Raw genomic sequence first — 16952 nt, forward strand, 5'->3', positions numbered from 1 at the left:
AAAAGCTCGGAGGATACATGACACACAGCCTGCGCACCCATATCGACAGCCAGACCTATGCCGATCAGTCCGAAATTCTGGATGTCCTGATCGCACAGTCGGAACTGAGCGAACCCGACCGCGTCGCGATTTGCGCGGCGGCAGCGCAGTTGGTGCGCGATATCCGGTCCAGCACCTCACCCGGTATGATGGAGGTGTTTTTGGCTGAATATGGCCTGTCCACCGATGAAGGCGTCGCGCTGATGTGTCTGGCCGAGGCGCTGCTGCGGGTCCCGGATGCCGACACAATTGACGCGCTGATCGAGGACAAGATCGCGCCGTCGGATTGGGGAAAGCATCTTGGTCAGTCCTCATCGTCTCTGGTGAACGCATCGACCTGGGCGCTGATGCTTACGGGCAAGGTACTGGATGAGGGCAGAGCCTCGCCGGTCAGTGCTCTGCGCGGGGCGATCAAAAGACTGGGTGAGCCGGTGATCCGCACCGCCGTAGGCCGTGCGATGAAAGAGATGGGCCGCCAATTCGTTCTAGGCGAGACGATCCGATCTGCCATGGACCGCGCCAACGCGATGGAAGCCAAGGGCTACACCTATTCCTACGACATGCTGGGCGAGGCAGCACGCACCGAGGCCGACGCCGCCCGCTATCACCTGTCTTACTCGCGCGCGATTGCCGCCATTGCAGATGCGTGTACCCATGATGACATTCGCGCCAATCCCGGAATTTCAGTAAAACTTTCGGCGCTGCACCCTCGCTATGAACTCGCACAGGAACAGCGCGTGATGGATGAGCTTGTGCCCCGCCTGCGCGCGCTCTGCCTGTTGGCCAAGGCGGCCGGAATGGGTCTGAACGTCGATGCCGAGGAAGCCGACCGTCTGTCGCTGTCTCTGCAGGTGATCGAAGAGGTAATGGCCGAGCCCGCCCTTGCCAGGTGGGACGGGTTCGGGATCGTGGTGCAGGCTTACGGCCCGCGCGCCGGGATCGTTCTGGATACGCTCTATAACATGGCGGAGCGCCATGACCGCAAGTTGATGGTGCGACTGGTCAAAGGCGCCTATTGGGACACCGAAATCAAGCGCGCGCAAGTCGAGGGCGTCGCAGGTTTCCCCGTGTTTACCCGCAAAGAGGCGACCGACATCTCGTACATCGCCAATGCGCGCAAGCTGTTGGGAATGACCAACCGAATCTACCCGCAATTCGCCACTCATAACGCGCATACGGTCAGTGCCATCCTGCATATGGCCAATGATCAGCCGTTCGAGTTTCAGCGCCTGCATGGGATGGGCGAAACCTTGCACCAGATCGTAAAAGACCAAAGCAACACCCGCTGCCGGATCTATGCGCCCGTCGGGGCACACCGTGACCTTCTGGCCTATCTTGTCCGGCGCCTGCTGGAAAACGGTGCGAACTCGTCTTTCGTGAACCAGATCGTGGATGAGACCGTGCCGCCGGAAGAGGTTGCTTCGGACCCGTTCGCTACCATTCAGGAACCGAAACCCAGCCTGCCAACCGGGCCTGAACTGTTTCAGCCCGAACGTCCGAACTCCATGGGATTCGACCTGCACCATACGCCGACGCTCGACCGGATCGACGCAGCCCGGGACGAATTCCGGGCCCATCACTGGTACGCGCAACCGCTACTGTCGGAAGATGCGCGTCCCGGAGAAGACCAGCCGGTTACCAATCCTGCAAACCCGCAGGACCGGCCCGGTGCCGTCGCTGCGGCCAGCGCACAGGATGTCGAACTGGCCCTGGCTTCGGCCAGCCCGTGGCAAGCCCCTGCCGAAGACCGGGCGCGCATCCTGAACGCCGCCGCTGGTCTGTACGAAGCACATTACGGCGAGTTGTTCGCCCTGCTGGCCCGCGAGGCAGGCAAGTCCGTTCCCGACGCGGTGGCCGAACTGCGCGAGGCGGTCGATTTCCTGCGCTATTATGCGGCCAACATCCCACAGGCCGAACCAGCGGGGACGTTCACCTGCATCAGCCCGTGGAACTTTCCGCTGGCGATCTTTACTGGCCAGATTTCGGCGGCTTTGGCTACGGGCAACGCCGTGCTGGCCAAACCTGCGCCGCAGACACCGCTGATTGCCCACCGTGCAGTCCAGTTGCTGCATGAGGCTGGCGTCCCTCGCGATGTGCTGCAATTGCTGCCGGGTGGGCCGTCCGTTGGGGCGGCGCTGACCTCGGATCCGCGGGTTTCGGGGGTGGCTTTCACAGGCTCGACCGCGACGGCGCTGAAAATCCGCAAGGCCATGGCCGAAAACCTGCGGCCCGGCACGCCTCTGATCGCGGAAACCGGCGGTTTGAACGCAATGATTGTGGACAGTACCGCGCTGCCCGAACAGGCCGTACAGTCCATCATAGAAAGCGCGTTTCAATCGGCGGGCCAAAGGTGCTCTGCCTTGCGCTGCCTCTATGTGCAGGAGGATATCTCTAACGGTCTGCTGACCATGCTGACCGGCGCAATGGAGGCGTTGCAGGTTGGTGATCCATGGCTGCTGTCCACCGATTGTGGCCCGGTGGTTGATGAAGATGCGCGCAAGGGTATTGCCGATCACATTGCCAAAGCACGCACCGAAGGGCGGGTTCTGAAAGAACTGAACACACCGCCCGAAGGCACCTACATCGCACCTACCTTGATCGAGATCTCCGGCATTGCCGGGCTTGAACGTGAGGTCTTTGGCCCCGTGCTGCATGTGGCACGGTTCAAGGCCTCTGAGATCGATCAGGTTATCGCCGCTATCAATGCCACCGGCTACGGGCTGACCTTCGGCCTGCACACGCGCATCGACGACCGCGTGCAGCACATCACCGAGGCTGTCCACGCGGGCAACATCTATGTCAACCGCAACCAGATCGGCGCTATCGTCGGCTCGCAACCCTTCGGTGGCGAAGGGTTGTCGGGCACCGGACCCAAGGCGGGTGGACCGAACTACATGGCCCGCTTCTGCGCGCCGGATCGGCAGAACAGCACGGCGCAATGGGACAGTACCATGGGTGACCTGCCCGCCCCGCAGGGCCAACCCGTCGCCATCCGCACACAGTCCCTGCCCGGCCCGACGGGCGAATCCAACCGGCTGAGCGAAACCCCTCGTGCACCCCTACTATGTATGGGTCCGGGACCGGACGCGACACGAGCACAAGCCGAGGCCGTTAAATCTCTGGGTGGCACGGCCATCCAGGCAACTGGCATGATGGATCTGCACCCGCTCGAGAACGCCACCGGGTTTTCAGGTGTACTCTGGTGGGGCGACGAAGACACAGCGCGTGAAATCGAACGTCGCTTGGCCCGCCGCAACGGTCCCATCCTGCCGCTGATCCCGGGGCACCCTGACCGCGCGCGCGTATTGGGCGAGCGCCACGTCTGCGTCGATACTACCGCCGCAGGCGGTAACGCCGCCCTGTTGGGAGGTGCGGCGTAACCGTATCTTGACGCTGGGCTGCGAAAAGCCCAGCGTCGCCGCATGTTTCCGATCCGTGACCATAACCCCTCGGGGCGTACGCCATATGTCGTCTATCTTCTGATGGCGGCCAATATCCTGATTTTTCTCAGCTATGTGGGGTTCATGGGTAACGAGAGGCTGATAAGTCGGCTCTATTTCGACTACGCGGTCATCCCGTCGCGGATCACTGACGGGTTTGCGCTGGAAACACTCGTGACTTCGATGTTCCTGCACGGAGGTTGGATGCATCTGGCGGGCAATATGCTGTTTCTGTGGATTTTCGGCGACAACCTCGAAGACGAGATGGGCCACCTGCCCTTCTTACTGTTCTATCTGGTCGCCGGCGTAGGCGCGGGGTTGATCCACGTCATCACCGCTCCGGCCTCGGTGGTGCCGACGATTGGCGCGTCAGGCGCTATCGCCGGAGTGATGGGGGGCTATCTCCTTTTGTTCCCGAAGGCCCGCGTGGACGTCCTGTTGATCCTGATCGTCTATTTCCGGGTCTTCACAATTCCGGCCTTTATCATGCTGGGCATCTGGCTGGGCATCCAGTTCGTCGGCAGCTTCGCCAGCAACCCGGACGAAGGCGGCGTCGCCTATTGGGCGCATACCGGCGGCTTCCTTGTCGGCCTGATCCTGTGCATCCCGCTTTGGTTGAAACGCGGTGGGCCGGCATATTGGAGCCGTACCCACGGCCACCCGCCCCACCCCGAGCACAATTACAAACTGTCGCAATCCCGTATCCCGCGGATACCGCGTAAATAAAGGGCAACCCTTTGCTTGATACGGTACTCAGCCGCCGCTGAAGCGCGTGATTTCCTGCGCCGCATCTTTCACCAAAGCGCCAAATTCCAGTGCCCTGTTCCCGTGAATACGGACAGACGGGCCAGAAACGGAAATCCCGGCGCAGGGTGCGGCACGGTCGTTGTTGATGACGGCTCCGATACCGAGCATTCCTTCGTACTGTTCTTCGTGGTCCTACGACCATCCCCAGCCACGAACTTGTCTAAATCCACCGTCAGGTCCGAGCCTGGCATCTGCCTGCGGCCCATAAAACGATCGGGATTGACCGAACTGAGGAACATACTGGCCGCATGCGGATTCATCGCAGCCAGTATCGTCTTACGCGCGCCCGGCGGACATCCCGAACCGGCTGCGGCAGGCGATACACGTTCAGACCCAGGACCTCTGCACTCCGGATTTTGTTGGGACATTCTCACCGCCGCTAGAGGACAGAAAAACATTTCTGAAACAACTACGGATCAGGTCATCACTTTACTTGCCAGCGGAACGAGTGAGTGGGAGGCTGCGGTGACCGACACACTCAGCCCCAAGGATGCGGTTCTGATGGCACGGTATGGGATGTACATACATCCTTTGATCAATCTGTGCCAGCATCACGGTCTGGACGTGCGGATCATCGGGAGCCCCTGGAGCAGCAGAGCGCCGGCGGAGAAGTTTGCCGATGCTCTGGCAGCAGACACGGACCATGAGATCAAGGCAGTCCTGGTCACCCATAACGAAACAGTCCCCTGGGTGCGCTCGGACATGGCAGCGAAGCGCAGGGCGATGGATGCCAGTGTCGAACCTGCGATCCTGTTCGTGGATTGCACCAACTCGCTTCCCTCAATGCCGTTCGACTATGATGACTAGGGCATCGATATCGCTTTGCCGGCATCGCAAAAGGGCTTCCTTCTAGCGACAGGTTTGCAATTCTCTGCGTCGACCCTGAGGACTTTAACAGCAATACCCGACTGAATATGCCTTCAACGCGGATGGCGTCAGTTTTAGCATCCGGCTGGGCGAGATGAATGGCAAGGCCTTCCGCATCTGCGATCTGGGCAACCTGACGGACGTTATGGTGCTGTCCGGCCTCGCTAGGATCAAAATGACCATGGCCGATCTGAACTAACCTATCGAACCGGGCGGCGTAAAAAAGAGATTTATCTTGAACGCGCTAACCACTGTCGGCTGCCTGACGCTCTCCTAATTTCACGAGGCGAATGAGCGGATCGAACCCCATTTCAACCGCACACCTGCCCTGCGGTCCGACTATCCGGATGAGCTAACCGGCGCGCAACGATTCTTCAAAAGCGAGAACTATCAGGAGGCCGGGGCCTTCAATGAGCGGTCTCATCTGAGTGGTCCAAACTGGTTTTTGTGTGTGATTGGCCTCAGTTCTATCAGGATGTCGGTTTCAGGGGCCGGTGGGCGGCAGCCCAATGCACTTCGCATTTTTTTACTATGTGTTTCCCTAATAATTCGATCAGAAATTGAGCCTCGAGCAATCTGTAGATGGTCACGCAATATCCGTTCTCCCGAAGTGCCCCTGGTTCTATGCAAGCGATCATTGCGCAGGCGGCGGCGATCCAATTTCGGACAGCATGTGCAACGAATTCAGGGCCATTGTCCGACTGGAGGAAGGCGGGAGCGCCACGCAGGATGAACAGGTCTGAAAGAACATCAATTACATCAGTGGAGTTCAGCCTGCGCTTCAACTGGTTCGCCAGACATTCCCGGCTGTGTCCATCAAGGACATTTTTATTGCGGAACACCTTCCCATCATCTGACCGGCAATGAACGAAACCATGTGTCCAGACTTAGTTTCGATACTCTGGCCGTAATCCGACGGTAGCCATTGCAACCATATTGTCTCGCCGGCTCGATCGCATCGGCAACCAACCGATCCTCATCTGCTTGGTCTCTTGGAACATACACCTTTGTCGAACAATGTTGCCCCATAACATGGCAGGCCCTGCGTTCAGACTCTTTTAACTGGCTGCGCACATGATCGATGCAAGCGCGACGACGAGCGGGGCTCAGAATTTTCCCTTCGCAGCTTCCCTTAAGATCAACTTGTCGAGCGCCGGTCTCAAATCCAATCACCTCAACCTGTCATTCCCCAGCTGAAGGCACTTCAGTTCCATCAGTTGATCTTCACCCATTCCACCATATTGTTTACACCAGCGTTAATAAGTTTGATCCACAACTCCGATCTGTCCGATCGCGTCCAGTCGGGACTTATCCTGCCCTATCGGCACCTCAACTTGCCTTACCTTCAAGACAATCCCTTCGAGCTGCGGTCGCTTGTTTGCCATTCTTGGTCCTCCGTTTACGAAACACAGCGGTGGACCAATTCAGTTTGGAGGCTAAAGCACCGGCACAAAAGGCAAGCATATGGTCGACATCGCACCAGTGGCGCACGCCTCTGTATTCGCCGACGAGGCCGTCCAATCGATATCCATCAGCGAGGCACAACATGTCGTCGGCAGCGGTGACCTGAAGGCCGCGCAAGTTACCCCACCGACGCGGTCATCGGCCGCGATCGCCCCGGACGGACAAGCTAGGGTGAGATCATCCTGTTTGATGGAACCGGCGTCGGGCTAAAGGGCCTAACCATCGCCTCCGGTGCCGCGCGTTTTGCGGATGCGACAGGCCCGGCGCTGCGCGCCACACTCTGAAACGAAAAAGCGCACCTCCAACGGGGCGCGCTTGCTCAACGGGTATATCGGGGTATTAGCCCCGGATCACCTTGGAGAACTGATCGAAGATCGGTTCGTTCGAACAGATCACCTCACCATCCTCCAGCACGCTGCCTTCAGAGTTCAGGGCTTGCACAAAGCCGCCGGCCTCTTTCACGATGATGATCCCTGCAGCCACGTCCCAGGCGTTCAACCGACGTTCCCAGAACCCTTCATAGCGACCCGCGGCCACATAGGCCATGTCCAGCGCCGCAGCGCCCCAACGGCGCACACCGGCGCACACGGGCATCAGGCGGGCCAGATCCTGCAGCGTGGCAGGCAGGTCCGAACGGCCACCAAACGGCAGGCCAGTCGAGAAGATCGATTCGATCATGCGATGACGGCCCGAGACACGAATTCGGGTGTCGTTCATCCATGCGCCTTCGCCTTTTTCAGCGAAGAACATCTCGTCCTTGGCGGCGTCGTAGATCACACCGGCGACAATCTTGCCCTTGTGCTCCAGCGCGATCGAGATCGCCCAATGCGGCAGGCCGTGCAGGAAGTTTGTAGTGCCGTCCAGCGGGTCAACGATCCAGCGGCGGGTCGGATCTTCGCCAGCGATGGAACCGCCCTCTTCGGCCAGCCAGCCGTAGGTCGGCCGCGCGCCCAGCAGTTCCTCTTTCAGGATTTCCTCGGCTGCAATATCTGCCTTGGAGACAAAGTCACCCGCGCCTTTCATCGACACCTGAAGGTTCTCGACTTCGCGAAAATCCTTGACCAACGAACGCCCCGCCTTACGCGCGGCCTTGATCATGATGTTGAGGTTTGCACTGCCTACCATTGTCCAACGGCTCCTGTTCGGTCAAACCGCGCGTATACTGGGGCAATGCGCCCTTGCCAAGAGGAATGATGCGCATAGCAGATCCGCATTTCGCACCTATCGCTTCTGTAGTTTGCGCGCCTCGGTTCCCGCCAGTTCGATTAACTTTTGCACGTAGGGTTTTTCAAGATCTTCGGTGCGCACCGCAGCGTAAAGCCTGCGGGTGATTCCATCTTTTGTCAGCGGGCGGGTGACGTAGTCGGAATTGTACTTTACTTCGCGCACGACCCAATCGGGCAGCACTGAAACACCCCGGTTCGACGCCACCAGCAACAGGATTACCGCAGTCAGTTCGACCTGTCGGATCGCGGCAGGTTCGACCCGTGCGGGGATCAGCAACTGGCTGAAGATATCCAGACGGGTGCGTTCGACCGGATAGGTGATCAGGGTTTGGCCACGGAAATCCTCGGCCTCAATGAAATCCTTCTGCGCCAAAGGATGCGACGAAGCCGCAACAAAAACCGCGTCATAGTCGAACAGTTCGATGAACTCGACGCCCGGCAGATCCTCGGGATCGGATGAGACGACCAGATCGACCTCTTCCTTCTGCAATGCGGGCAACGCATCAAAAGCAAGGCCCGGACGGATATCGACATCTACATCGCCCCAGGATTTACGGAAGGACTCCAGCACCGGAAACAGCCATTCAAAACAGGCGTGGCATTCGATAGCGATATGCATTCGCCCGGTGCGGCCATCGCGCAGCGACGAAAACTCCTGCTGCGTCGCTTCGACCTGCGGCAGAATCTGTTCCGCCAACCGCAACAGGCGCAACCCTGCCGCCGACAGCTTCATCGGCTTGGACCGGCGCAGAAACAACTCGACCCCGGCTTGATCCTCTAACCCTTTGATTTGATGACTTAAAGCCGATTGCGTAATATTCAACTGGTCCGCCGCACGGGCCAGGCCACCGCATTCATGAATAGCTTTGATCGTACGCAGGTGGCGAAATTCAATGTGCATTGCAATGTGACTCATGTTGTTCTTGAGTAATATGAGTTTGTCTCACAATGCGGAAACTGGCACAAGTGTTTCAGTTTGGACCTGTGAGGCAACTATGACAAAACCAGAAATCTCATTCGAGTTCTTCCCTCCGCAATCTCTTGAGGCGTCGTTCCGCCTCTGGGACACGGTTCAGACTCTGGCACCTTTGGAGCCGCGTTTTGTCTCGGTCACCTATGGTGCAGGGGGCACAACGCGAGAGTTGACGCGCGAGGCAGTGGCGACGCTGCACAAGTCGTCTGGCCTGCAGGTAGCCGCGCATCTGACTTGCGTTGACGCTTCACGCCAAGAGACACTTGAAATCGCGGATACCTTCGCACGAGCCGGAGTACAGAGTATTGTTGCCCTGCGAGGCGACCCGCCCAAAGGCCAGGATCGCTTCCAACCACACCCAGAAGGGTTTGCCAATTCGGTTGAATTGATCGAGGCGCTGTCGGAAACCGAGATGTTCAGCATTCGCGTTGGGGCATATCCCGACAAGCACCCGGAAGCGCGTGATTTTGCGGCGGATGTTGACTGGCTCAAGGCCAAGCTGGACGCCGGTGCGGACGAAGCACTGACTCAGTTCTTCTTCGAAGCCGAGACGTATTTCCGGTTCCGCGACGCCTGCGAAAAGGCTGGCATCGACAAGCCCATCGTGCCCGGCATCCTGCCGATCGAGAACTGGAAAGGTGCCCGCAACTTTGCGCGCCGGTGTGGGACACATATTCCCGACTGGATCGAACACGCCTTTGAAAAGGCGGTACGCGACGATCGTGAAGATCTGCTGGCCACCGCCCTGTGTACTGAGCTGTGTTCCGACCTGATCGATGGCGGCGTGGACAAACTGCATTTCTACACGCTGAACCGGCCAGAGCTGACACGTGACGTGTGCTTTGCGCTGGGTATCACGCCACGGGCCGAACTGCAGAACGTCGCCTGAGTCTTCCTGTTAGTTACCTTCGCCCGGATCCCGCTCAGGCTCCGGGCTTTTTTCGTGGGATTGCGGCGCGTTTGGCGGCCGCAGCTCATGCGAGAACAATAGTCTTCTCTGGGGCAAACTGTCCCTTGAGCCGCAATAAATTTTCGCAAAATTTGACAAAACCCTGCGCCTCCTCAAACTGAGGTTGTTGTGTTTGTTTAAAGAGTTACTTGGGCATGGAGCCAGTTGAGAAGATAAATGCACGCGCTGATGCATTGGCGGCTCTGGGATTGGACCAGACAGCAAGTTCCGACGATATCCGGGATGCCTGGCGCCACATCGCATTTCGCGCTCATCCAGATCATAGAAATGGCGACTGCACCCGTTTTGCACGTGCCAAAGAGGCGTATGACTTTCTGCGCCGCGAAGGACTGACCACCAAAGGGAAAACCGCCGGCGCGCCCCGACGGCCGAAGTTGCGCAAACGCGTGATCGAACTGGAAAGCACCGACATAGACGCCTGTCGCGTATTGCTTAACACCGCTCTGGCACACAGCCCGGACGGTGCCGATCCAAACCCAGACCCACACGGCATCGCAGAAGCGGACCATGTCCCTGATGCGGTCGGTTTCTATGGCCGTCATCTGACTTATTTCGTTCCGACCCCGGTGCAGGAAGGGTCGAACCGTGTGGCGCTGCCGACCTCGTTTCTGGCTGCAGCCCGGCGATTGGAAACCGAAGTGCTAAGCTTTCAGTCCAATGATTCCGGCGCGGGTGAGGTCGTGGTTCCGGAAACGATCACAGCACGAAAATTCCCCGGAGCAAAAAGCGTGCGCATCAAGTTTGATGCGGATCAGCAAATGCGGGATGACTTTTGGCTGGCCAGCTGAATGGAAAAAACCCGGCCTTGTGAAGACCGGGCTTATCTTTGACCAGTGTCGGTTTAGTTCGCAACCGGACCTTCCGAGGTGAATTTTGGAATAACGCTTGTCGATGCGCCATCGGCTTCGATCCCCGGCCAGTTTCCTTCAGCAAGATTGATATTCCCAGGGACATCCTCTTCCCAGAACCCGACAACAACATCCGTAATGTTCAGGTACAGTTTGTCATCAACGATCCGCCACAGGTTCGGGTTCGCCGGAACCTTACCGCCTTTCGAGACGCCATAGGCACAGTGGCCATCGTATTGCGGTGCGTAATAAGCCGGGTTTTCAAGGAACTTGTCGCGGTTCTCTTGAGACGAAAACGCCCAGGTCGCACCGTTGTAATCCGCCGTGATATCCGCATGGCCGCGCACCGCTTCGGGCTGGGACTGGCCAACTGGCACCTGATCCAGTCCGCGATAGGCGACTACGTCATAACCTGACACGGCAAAGCCGGTGCCGTCCACATATTGATCCCCGGCAAAAGCCGGAGCGGCAAGGGTCAGAGCAGTCGCGAAAGTCAGGGCAAAGCGTTTCATAGGGTCAATCCTTTTGTCCTTTGGGTATGGCGTTGCAGAGAGAATAGGTATTTTCGCTCCGATGGGCAGTCCTGCTCGCGCCGCTGTGAGGTCGGATGAAAAAACGTGAGAAGTTCGCCCCCGATTGTTACAAAACCTCTTTCACATCCGGGGTTGGACTCGGGGCATTGCAACATTAGCTGTTATGGCGGACGGACAATTCACTTGAACTTTGCTGAGAAAGACGACAGATGACCGAGCAATCCCCATATACGCCCCCCGAAGTCTGGACATGGGATAGCGAAAGCGGTGGCCAATTTGCCAATATTAACCGCCCCATCGCTGGTGCTACCCATGACAAGGACCTGCCAGTCGGACGCCATCCGCTGCAGTTGTATTCGCTGGCGACCCCGAATGGTGTCAAAGTGACCGTCATGCTGGAGGAGCTGTTGGCGCTGGGTCATGAAGGTGCTGAATACAATGCATGGCTGATCAATATCGGCGAGGGCGACCAGTTCGGCTCGGGCTTTGTCGAGGCGAACCCGAACTCGAAAATCCCCGCGCTGTGGGATCGCTCGGGTGACGCGCCTGTGCGCGTTTTCGAAAGCGCTTCGATCCTGTTCCACCTGGCCGAGAAATTCGACGCCTTCCTGCCGAAATCCGGCCACAAGCGGACTGAGGTGATGAACTGGGTCTTCTGGCAGATGGGCAGCGCGCCCTATCTGGGCGGAGGGTTCGGCCACTTCTACGCGTACGCGCCCGAGAAATGGGAATACCCGATCAACCGCTTCGCCATGGAAGCCAAGCGTCAACTGGACGTTCTGGACCGTCAACTGGCCGAGAACACCTATATCGCGGGTGAAGACTATACCATCGCTGACATGGCGATCTGGCCCTGGTATGGCCAGCTGGTTCTGGGCCGTCTGTACAGCGCGGCCGAGTTCCTGGATGTAGAGTCCTATAAAAATGTGATGCGTTGGGCCAAGGCCGTCGATGCGCGCCCTGCAGTTCAGCGGGGTCGTATGGTCAACCGCGCGTTTGGTGAGCCGCACACTCAGCTGCACGAGCGCCACGACGCCAGCGACTTTGAAACCCGCACGCAGGACAAACTCGAAGCCGCCGCAGAATAACAACACGCGGCCCCGCGACCCAACGGGTTGCGGGGTTTGCCTATTTCAGAATTGGCGGCTTGTCCGGGTCGCGGCCCGGTGTGATCTGTTGAACTACCCTTTGTTCGGGCTGCGGCAGGTCAAACTTCAGACCGACTCGTGCCAATACCGCCGCGGCGGGGTCATGCGGGCCAAAGAACCCGACATCCATCGCCCCGGCCTCGATACCGGAAAAGGTCAGCGCCTCCGAAGCTGCTTTGGCCAGCGCAGGCTCGGCCCCCTCAACCGCGCCGACAATGCCCAGCAGATGGCCAGCGCCTCCATCCTCTGATATAGTTCCAACCAGAAACGCGGCCTCGGCCAAGCCAGCGGCGGTGGCCAGCTTCGTGTCCAGCGCTTTCAGCAAGTCATCCGGTAGGCCGGTCGGAGGCAGGAATTCGGCCAGACGTTGCTGCACCTCTTCCGGCGCATGTTCCAGAGTTGTAGCCAGCCAGCCCAGCGCTTCGGCCGGGATCAGCATCGAGGACGGCGCGACCTCTAGGTTCAGCCCAAGACCGACCTCCTGCCCCGCCAGCATCCCGGACAGAACCCGCCCCGAAAGCGCCACGTAGGGCACCGGGCGTTCGGCAAAGCGGGCCAGCCGGTCCTCGCGGTCGAAGGCCAGAACGAACCGGCCATCGGCGACATCGAACAGCTCGGGCGTGATGTTTTCACCCTGTGCCTCTTCGGCCAGCAACAAAAACAGTTCGCTGTCAGCGAGCCGTTCGAAGAAGCGCAACCGCGCTACGTCGTCCTGTCGATTGGCTTCCATAGCGGCGTGGGCGGTATCAAGGGCGGTTGTGTCAGTCATTCAGAACCTCTTGCACCCGCGCGCGCAGAACCGGCAACAGTTCGGCCTCGAACCACGGGTTTTTCTTCAACCATGCCGTATTCCGCCAGGACGGATGAGGCAAGGGAAAGACCTGCGGCGCATAGTCTTGCCAGCGCTGCACCGTATCCGTAACCGAACCGCGTGCACCAAGGTGATACTTGTGCGCGTGCCCACCGACCAGAATGGTCAACGGTACCTGCCCCAGCTCGTCCATCACCCTGTTGTGCCACGTTCGCCCACAGACCGGCGGAGGCGGCAGGTCGGCTTTGCGTTCGTTATACCCCGGAAAGCAGAACGCCATCGGCACGATCGACACACGGGCACGGTCATAGAACACCGCCGCATCGATCCCCAGCCAGTCGCGCAAGCGGTCACCGGACGGGTCGGTGAACGGACGGCCCGAGGCATGGACCCGCGCGCCTGGCGCCTGCCCTGCAACCAGCAGCGGGGTGCCGTGTCGAAACCAGACCACTGGGCGCGGTTCATGCGCGGTTTGCGTGGCCCGAAATCTGTCCGCGCAGATGCGACAGGCTTCAATCTCTTTCTGCAGCGAATTCATCAGATCGCAAGATTCCCTGTATCAAACTGGTTGACGGTCGAAGTGAAAGATAGTCAACGCGTTGCCCCGGTCCAACCGATGCATTAGTCACAGTGCCGATTGGTCGCTTTCACGCGCATTGATCATTTGTTTCGTAATTCGACATAATGTAGCCAACATGGATCGGTAAGTTTTCCGTTCCTTCACCGGCCGGATCGGTGCAACAAACGCAAGAGCAGCAGGCTTTGAATGCTTGAGTTCGAGAATGTCAGCAAGTCCTTCTGGACCGGGACACGCCGCAAGGTGATCCTGGACCGGGTCTCGTTCCGGATTGAGCTTGGCCGATCCATTGGCATTCTGGCCCCCAATGGCACCGGCAAGACCACGCTGATCAACATGATGGCCGGACTGGAAAAACCCGACGAGGGTGTAATCCGCAAATCCTGCCGAATCTCGTTCCCAATGGGGTTCTCCGGCGGCGTGGCAAAGAAACTTTCCGCCCTGGAAAATGCCCGCTACATCGCGAAAATCTATGGAATGGACCCTGATTATGTCGAAGCGTATTGTAAATGGCTCTGTGGCCTGGGTGAATACTTCGACCAACCGCTTGGAACCTATTCATCCGGTATGCGGGCACGCTTTACATTTGCCCTGATGTTGGCGTTGGATTTCGACATGTACCTGATTGACGAAGGGATGCCGGCAACAACGGATGTGGAATTCAACCGAAAGGCGGGCGACATATTGAAAGAGCGGTTGCGCACCACGACCCTGGTCATTGTATCGCACAGCCCCACCGTTCTTGAGAAATTTGCACAGCAGGCTGCCGTTCTTCTGGACGGCCAGCTTTACATGTTCGAAACCTTGGAAGAGGCACGACAGCTATATGACTACCAAGCCCAAGGCTAAGAAATATCGCTGGCGACGCGACCGTCAGGGCGCGAGCTCAGCGGCCGCGCGTGCCGATGCTATTTCGCGCATCAGAAAAGCAACACAATCACCTGAGGTTGCAAATGATCCTCAGCCCTCGACCGATATCGATGCGATCAAGCGCGAGGGCCTGACCGGGCGGCAACTGCGTGTAGCGCGGCGCCTGGCCCAGAAAAACGGCCTTGCGGCGACGTCGGATTACGACGCGGTGCGACTGCTGCGTCAAAAGGGCATCGACCCCTTCGAGAGAGCCAATCTGCTGGACTTGGCGGCCGAAAAAAAAGATGTGGAAGACAAGGCTAGGGACAAAATCACCATCCAGCTGCCGCAGACGGTCAAGGAAACGCCCCAAACCCTGCCGGGCCCCGAGTTGAGCCCTGCGGAACGGCGCAATCTGGAAATCGGTGAAATCCAAAAGGACATCGCACGCCGACGCAGACGCAAACTGTTTGCGCTTTTTGCTCGGCTGGCGGTGTTTGTTCTGCTTCCGACCGTGATCGTCGGCGTATATTTCTACCGGGTAGCGACACCGATGTACGCAAGCGACTCGGCCTTTTCGATCCTGCAGGCAGATGGCGGTGGCGCGTCCTTTGGCGGGTTCCTGGCAGGCACCCAATACGCCACTGCGCAAGACTCGGTCGCCACACAGGAGTTTCTGGAATCCAAAGACGCGCTGGTTCGGCTTGAGAACGACACCAATTTCTCGGAGATTTTCAAGCAGGAGTGGATAGACCCGATTCAGCGCCTGCCTCAGAACGCGACGCTGGAGGATACCTATAAACTGTACAAACGGATGATCACCATCGGGTATGACCCAAGTGACGGCATCATCCGTATGGAGGTAGCGGCCCCACGCCCGGAAATATCGGTCGAGCTGTCCTCTCTTCTGCTGTCCTACGCCGAGGAAACCATCAACGGTTTGACGGAATTGAAGCGCGAAGACCAGATGCGCGATGCCCGGGCCGGATTTGAACTGGCGCAGGAAGAACGTAGGAAAGCGCAGGAACAATTGATCGAGTTGCAGCTGCAGGGGGCAGTGCTGGACCCGGAAAACGTCCTGGCCGGCCTGCGGGCGCGGATCAATGCGATCGAAATCGAGTTGCAGGAAAAGGAACTGCAGCTGGCGGCCCTTCTGGACAACCTGCGGCCGAACCAGGCCAAGGTTGACGGTGTCCGCGCGGACATCAAACGGCTTGAGGTCGTATTGGCTGAGCTGAACGAAGAAATGCTGGACGTTTCGGCGGGCGAAAACTCCTTGGCGCGATTGAGTGTACGGATTCAGATGGCCCAGGCCGATCTTGTGGCACGCGATATGATGCTGCAAACCGCAATGGAGCAGATGGAAACCACGCGTACCGAGGCAAACCGCAAAGTGCGTTACCTGACTGTTTCGGTGAACCCCGTCGCCAGCGAAGAACCGACCTATCCGCGCAAGTTCGAAAATACGATTTTGGCTTTCCTGTTGTTTGCTGGTATCTACCTGATGATCTCGCTTACCGCGTCAGTCCTTCGTGAACAGGTATCCTCGTAAGACACATGAAACATGTAAAAATCTCCGATCTCACGGTCGGTAATGATCTGCCTCTGACGATCATTGCCGGTCCCTGCCAGCTTGAAACCGCGGATCATGCCCAGATGATCGCCGGCAAAATGAAAGAGGCCTGCGATGCCGCCGGTGCGCAGTATGTCTTCAAGGCCTCTTATGACAAAGCCAACCGGACATCATTGTCCGGCGCGCGCGGTATGGGGATTGATGCCGGGCTGAAGGTTCTGGACGACATTCGTAAAACGATGGGCATTCCGGTTCTGACCGACGTTCACACCGAGGCCCAGTGCGCCATTGTAGCCGATGCGGTTGATGTACTGCAGATCCCTGCTTTCCTGTGCCGCCAAACCGATATGCTTCTGGCTGCGGGCAACACCGGTGCTGTGATAAACGTCAAGAAGGGTCAGTTTCTTGCCCCGTGGGAAATGCCAAACATCGTGGCCAAGATCGAAAGCACCGGGAACACGAAAATCCTGCTGACGGAACGCGGCTCGTCGTTTGGATACAATACGCTGGTTGCCGACATGCGTTCGCTGCCGCAGATGGCCCAAACAGGTTACCCGGTGGTGATGGACGCCACTCATTCGGTGCAGCAACCGGGTGGGCAAGGCGGCTCGTCCGGTGGGCAGAGGGAGTTCGCTCCGGTCATGGCGCGGGCTGCGGTGGCTGTTGGTACTGGCGCTGTGTTCATGGAAACGCATCAGGACCCGGACAACGCGCCTTGCGATGGTCCGAACATGATCTATCTGGACCAAATGCCTCAATTAATTGACACATTGATGCGCTTTGATGCATTGGCCAAAGCCAACCCAATTCAGATTTAATTAAGAGCG

General features: G+C 58.4%; 14 protein-coding genes and 2 pseudogenes. 9 read left to right on the plus strand and 7 right to left on the minus strand.

The features are described from left to right. Positions 1 to 17 precede the first annotated feature (17 nt). Both putA and ACR1XY_RS04120 read left to right on the plus strand, forming a co-directional pair. Entirely contained in the window at positions 18 to 3419 is a 3402-nt protein-coding gene (gene putA, locus ACR1XY_RS04115; protein WP_480590144.1) for a bifunctional proline dehydrogenase/L-glutamate gamma-semialdehyde dehydrogenase PutA, read from the plus strand. Between the two features lie 42 nt (positions 3420 to 3461). Continuing rightward, entirely contained in the window at positions 3462 to 4205 is a 744-nt protein-coding gene (locus ACR1XY_RS04120) for a rhomboid family intramembrane serine protease (protein WP_480590146.1), read from the plus strand. 27 nt (positions 4206 to 4232) lie between these two features. Here ACR1XY_RS04120 and ACR1XY_RS04125 read toward each other — a convergent pair. After that, positions 4233 to 4406: pseudogene (locus tag ACR1XY_RS04125) on the minus strand (IclR family transcriptional regulator domain-containing protein); the annotation flags it as partial. Positions 4407 to 4751: 345 nt separating this feature from the next. Here ACR1XY_RS04125 and ACR1XY_RS04130 point away from each other — a divergent pair. Beyond that, positions 4752 to 5093 carry a hypothetical protein gene (locus ACR1XY_RS04130; protein WP_480590148.1) on the plus strand — a complete coding sequence of 114 codons (342 nt, stop codon included), beginning with the start codon at positions 4752 to 4754 and terminating at the stop codon, positions 5091 to 5093. A 480-nt stretch (positions 5094 to 5573) separates the two neighbouring features. Here the strand turns inward: ACR1XY_RS04130 and ACR1XY_RS04135 are convergent. From ACR1XY_RS04135 to ACR1XY_RS04145, 3 genes and pseudogenes are all read right to left on the minus strand, one after another. After that, positions 5574 to 6538 (minus strand): annotated as a pseudogene (locus ACR1XY_RS04135) (DDE-type integrase/transposase/recombinase). Positions 6539 to 6956: 418 nt separating this feature from the next. Next, a complete protein-coding gene (locus tag ACR1XY_RS04140) occupies positions 6957 to 7742 on the minus strand; it encodes an inositol monophosphatase family protein (RefSeq protein WP_480590150.1) in 786 nt (261 codons plus the stop codon). A gap of 96 nt (positions 7743 to 7838) precedes the next feature. Beyond that, a complete protein-coding gene (locus ACR1XY_RS04145) occupies positions 7839 to 8744 on the minus strand; it encodes a LysR family transcriptional regulator (protein ID WP_480590152.1) in 906 nt (301 codons plus the stop codon). A gap of 94 nt (positions 8745 to 8838) precedes the next feature. On the opposite strand from ACR1XY_RS04145, the gene metF reads away from it, so the two are divergent. Then, a complete protein-coding gene (metF, locus tag ACR1XY_RS04150) occupies positions 8839 to 9705 on the plus strand; it encodes a methylenetetrahydrofolate reductase [NAD(P)H] (protein ID WP_480590154.1) in 867 nt (288 codons plus the stop codon). A 215-nt stretch (positions 9706 to 9920) separates the two neighbouring features. Further along, entirely contained in the window at positions 9921 to 10574 is a 654-nt protein-coding gene (locus ACR1XY_RS04155) for a DnaJ domain-containing protein (RefSeq protein ID WP_480590156.1), read from the plus strand. Positions 10575 to 10627: 53 nt separating this feature from the next. Here ACR1XY_RS04155 and ACR1XY_RS04160 read toward each other — a convergent pair whose 3' ends face one another. Beyond that, positions 10628 to 11146: a YHS domain-containing (seleno)protein gene (locus ACR1XY_RS04160; RefSeq protein ID WP_480590158.1), complete on the minus strand. Its 519-nt coding sequence runs from the start codon at positions 11144 to 11146 to the stop codon at positions 10628 to 10630. A 230-nt stretch (positions 11147 to 11376) separates the two neighbouring features. On the opposite strand from ACR1XY_RS04160, the gene yghU reads away from it, so the two are divergent. Next, a complete protein-coding gene (yghU, locus tag ACR1XY_RS04165; protein WP_480590160.1) occupies positions 11377 to 12255 on the plus strand; it encodes a glutathione-dependent disulfide-bond oxidoreductase in 879 nt (292 codons plus the stop codon). 40 nt (positions 12256 to 12295) lie between these two features. On the opposite strand, the gene ACR1XY_RS04170 is transcribed toward yghU, so the two are convergent. Beyond that, positions 12296 to 13084, minus strand: a complete 789-nt coding sequence (locus ACR1XY_RS04170; protein WP_480590162.1) for an SseB family protein — start codon at positions 13082 to 13084, stop codon at positions 12296 to 12298. Next, on the minus strand, positions 13077 to 13664 hold the full coding sequence (locus ACR1XY_RS04175; protein WP_480590164.1) for a uracil-DNA glycosylase family protein: 588 nt from the start codon (positions 13662 to 13664) through the stop codon (positions 13077 to 13079). The genes ACR1XY_RS04170 and ACR1XY_RS04175 overlap by 8 nt, the downstream gene beginning before the upstream one ends. A 228-nt stretch (positions 13665 to 13892) precedes the next feature. Between ACR1XY_RS04175 and ACR1XY_RS04180 the strand changes: the two genes are divergently transcribed. Genes ACR1XY_RS04180 through kdsA form a run of 3 tightly spaced genes read left to right on the plus strand, consistent with a single transcriptional unit; the run spans position 13893 to position 16943 of the window. Next, positions 13893 to 14552 carry an ABC transporter ATP-binding protein gene (locus ACR1XY_RS04180; RefSeq protein WP_480590166.1) on the plus strand — a complete coding sequence of 220 codons (660 nt, stop codon included), beginning with the start codon at positions 13893 to 13895 and terminating at the stop codon, positions 14550 to 14552. Further along, positions 14530 to 16104: a KpsE/RkpR family capsule polysaccharide export protein gene (locus ACR1XY_RS04185; RefSeq protein ID WP_480590168.1), complete on the plus strand. Its 1575-nt coding sequence runs from the start codon at positions 14530 to 14532 to the stop codon at positions 16102 to 16104. Before ACR1XY_RS04180 ends, ACR1XY_RS04185 begins: the two co-directional genes overlap by 23 nt. A gap of 5 nt (positions 16105 to 16109) precedes the next feature. Continuing rightward, positions 16110 to 16943 (plus strand): 3-deoxy-8-phosphooctulonate synthase, encoded by an 834-nt coding sequence (gene kdsA / locus ACR1XY_RS04190; RefSeq protein WP_480590170.1) that lies wholly within the window; start codon positions 16110 to 16112, stop codon positions 16941 to 16943. The last annotated feature ends 9 nt before the right edge of the window (positions 16944 to 16952 follow it).

This window comes from Ruegeria sp. AD11(2025), from assembly GCF_056542405.1.

Coding starts and splice junctions, on each gene's coding strand:
- putA (WP_480590144.1), top strand. CDS start 18: ATGACACACAGCCTGCGCACCCATATCGACAGCCAGACCTATGCCGAT.
- ACR1XY_RS04120 (WP_480590146.1), top strand. CDS start 3,462: ATGTTTCCGATCCGTGACCATAACCCCTCGGGGCGTACGCCATATGTC.
- ACR1XY_RS04140 (WP_480590150.1), bottom strand. CDS start 7,742: ATGGTAGGCAGTGCAAACCTCAACATCATGATCAAGGCCGCGCGTAAG.
- ACR1XY_RS04145 (WP_480590152.1), bottom strand. CDS start 8,744: ATGCACATTGAATTTCGCCACCTGCGTACGATCAAAGCTATTCATGAA.
- metF (WP_480590154.1), top strand. CDS start 8,839: ATGACAAAACCAGAAATCTCATTCGAGTTCTTCCCTCCGCAATCTCTT.
- ACR1XY_RS04155 (WP_480590156.1), top strand. CDS start 9,921: ATGGAGCCAGTTGAGAAGATAAATGCACGCGCTGATGCATTGGCGGCT.
- ACR1XY_RS04160 (WP_480590158.1), bottom strand. CDS start 11,146: ATGAAACGCTTTGCCCTGACTTTCGCGACTGCTCTGACCCTTGCCGCT.
- yghU (WP_480590160.1), top strand. CDS start 11,377: ATGACCGAGCAATCCCCATATACGCCCCCCGAAGTCTGGACATGGGAT.
- ACR1XY_RS04170 (WP_480590162.1), bottom strand. CDS start 13,084: ATGACTGACACAACCGCCCTTGATACCGCCCACGCCGCTATGGAAGCC.
- ACR1XY_RS04175 (WP_480590164.1), bottom strand. CDS start 13,664: ATGAATTCGCTGCAGAAAGAGATTGAAGCCTGTCGCATCTGCGCGGAC.
- ACR1XY_RS04180 (WP_480590166.1), top strand. CDS start 13,893: ATGCTTGAGTTCGAGAATGTCAGCAAGTCCTTCTGGACCGGGACACGC.
- ACR1XY_RS04185 (WP_480590168.1), top strand. CDS start 14,530: ATGACTACCAAGCCCAAGGCTAAGAAATATCGCTGGCGACGCGACCGT.
- kdsA (WP_480590170.1), top strand. CDS start 16,110: ATGAAACATGTAAAAATCTCCGATCTCACGGTCGGTAATGATCTGCCT.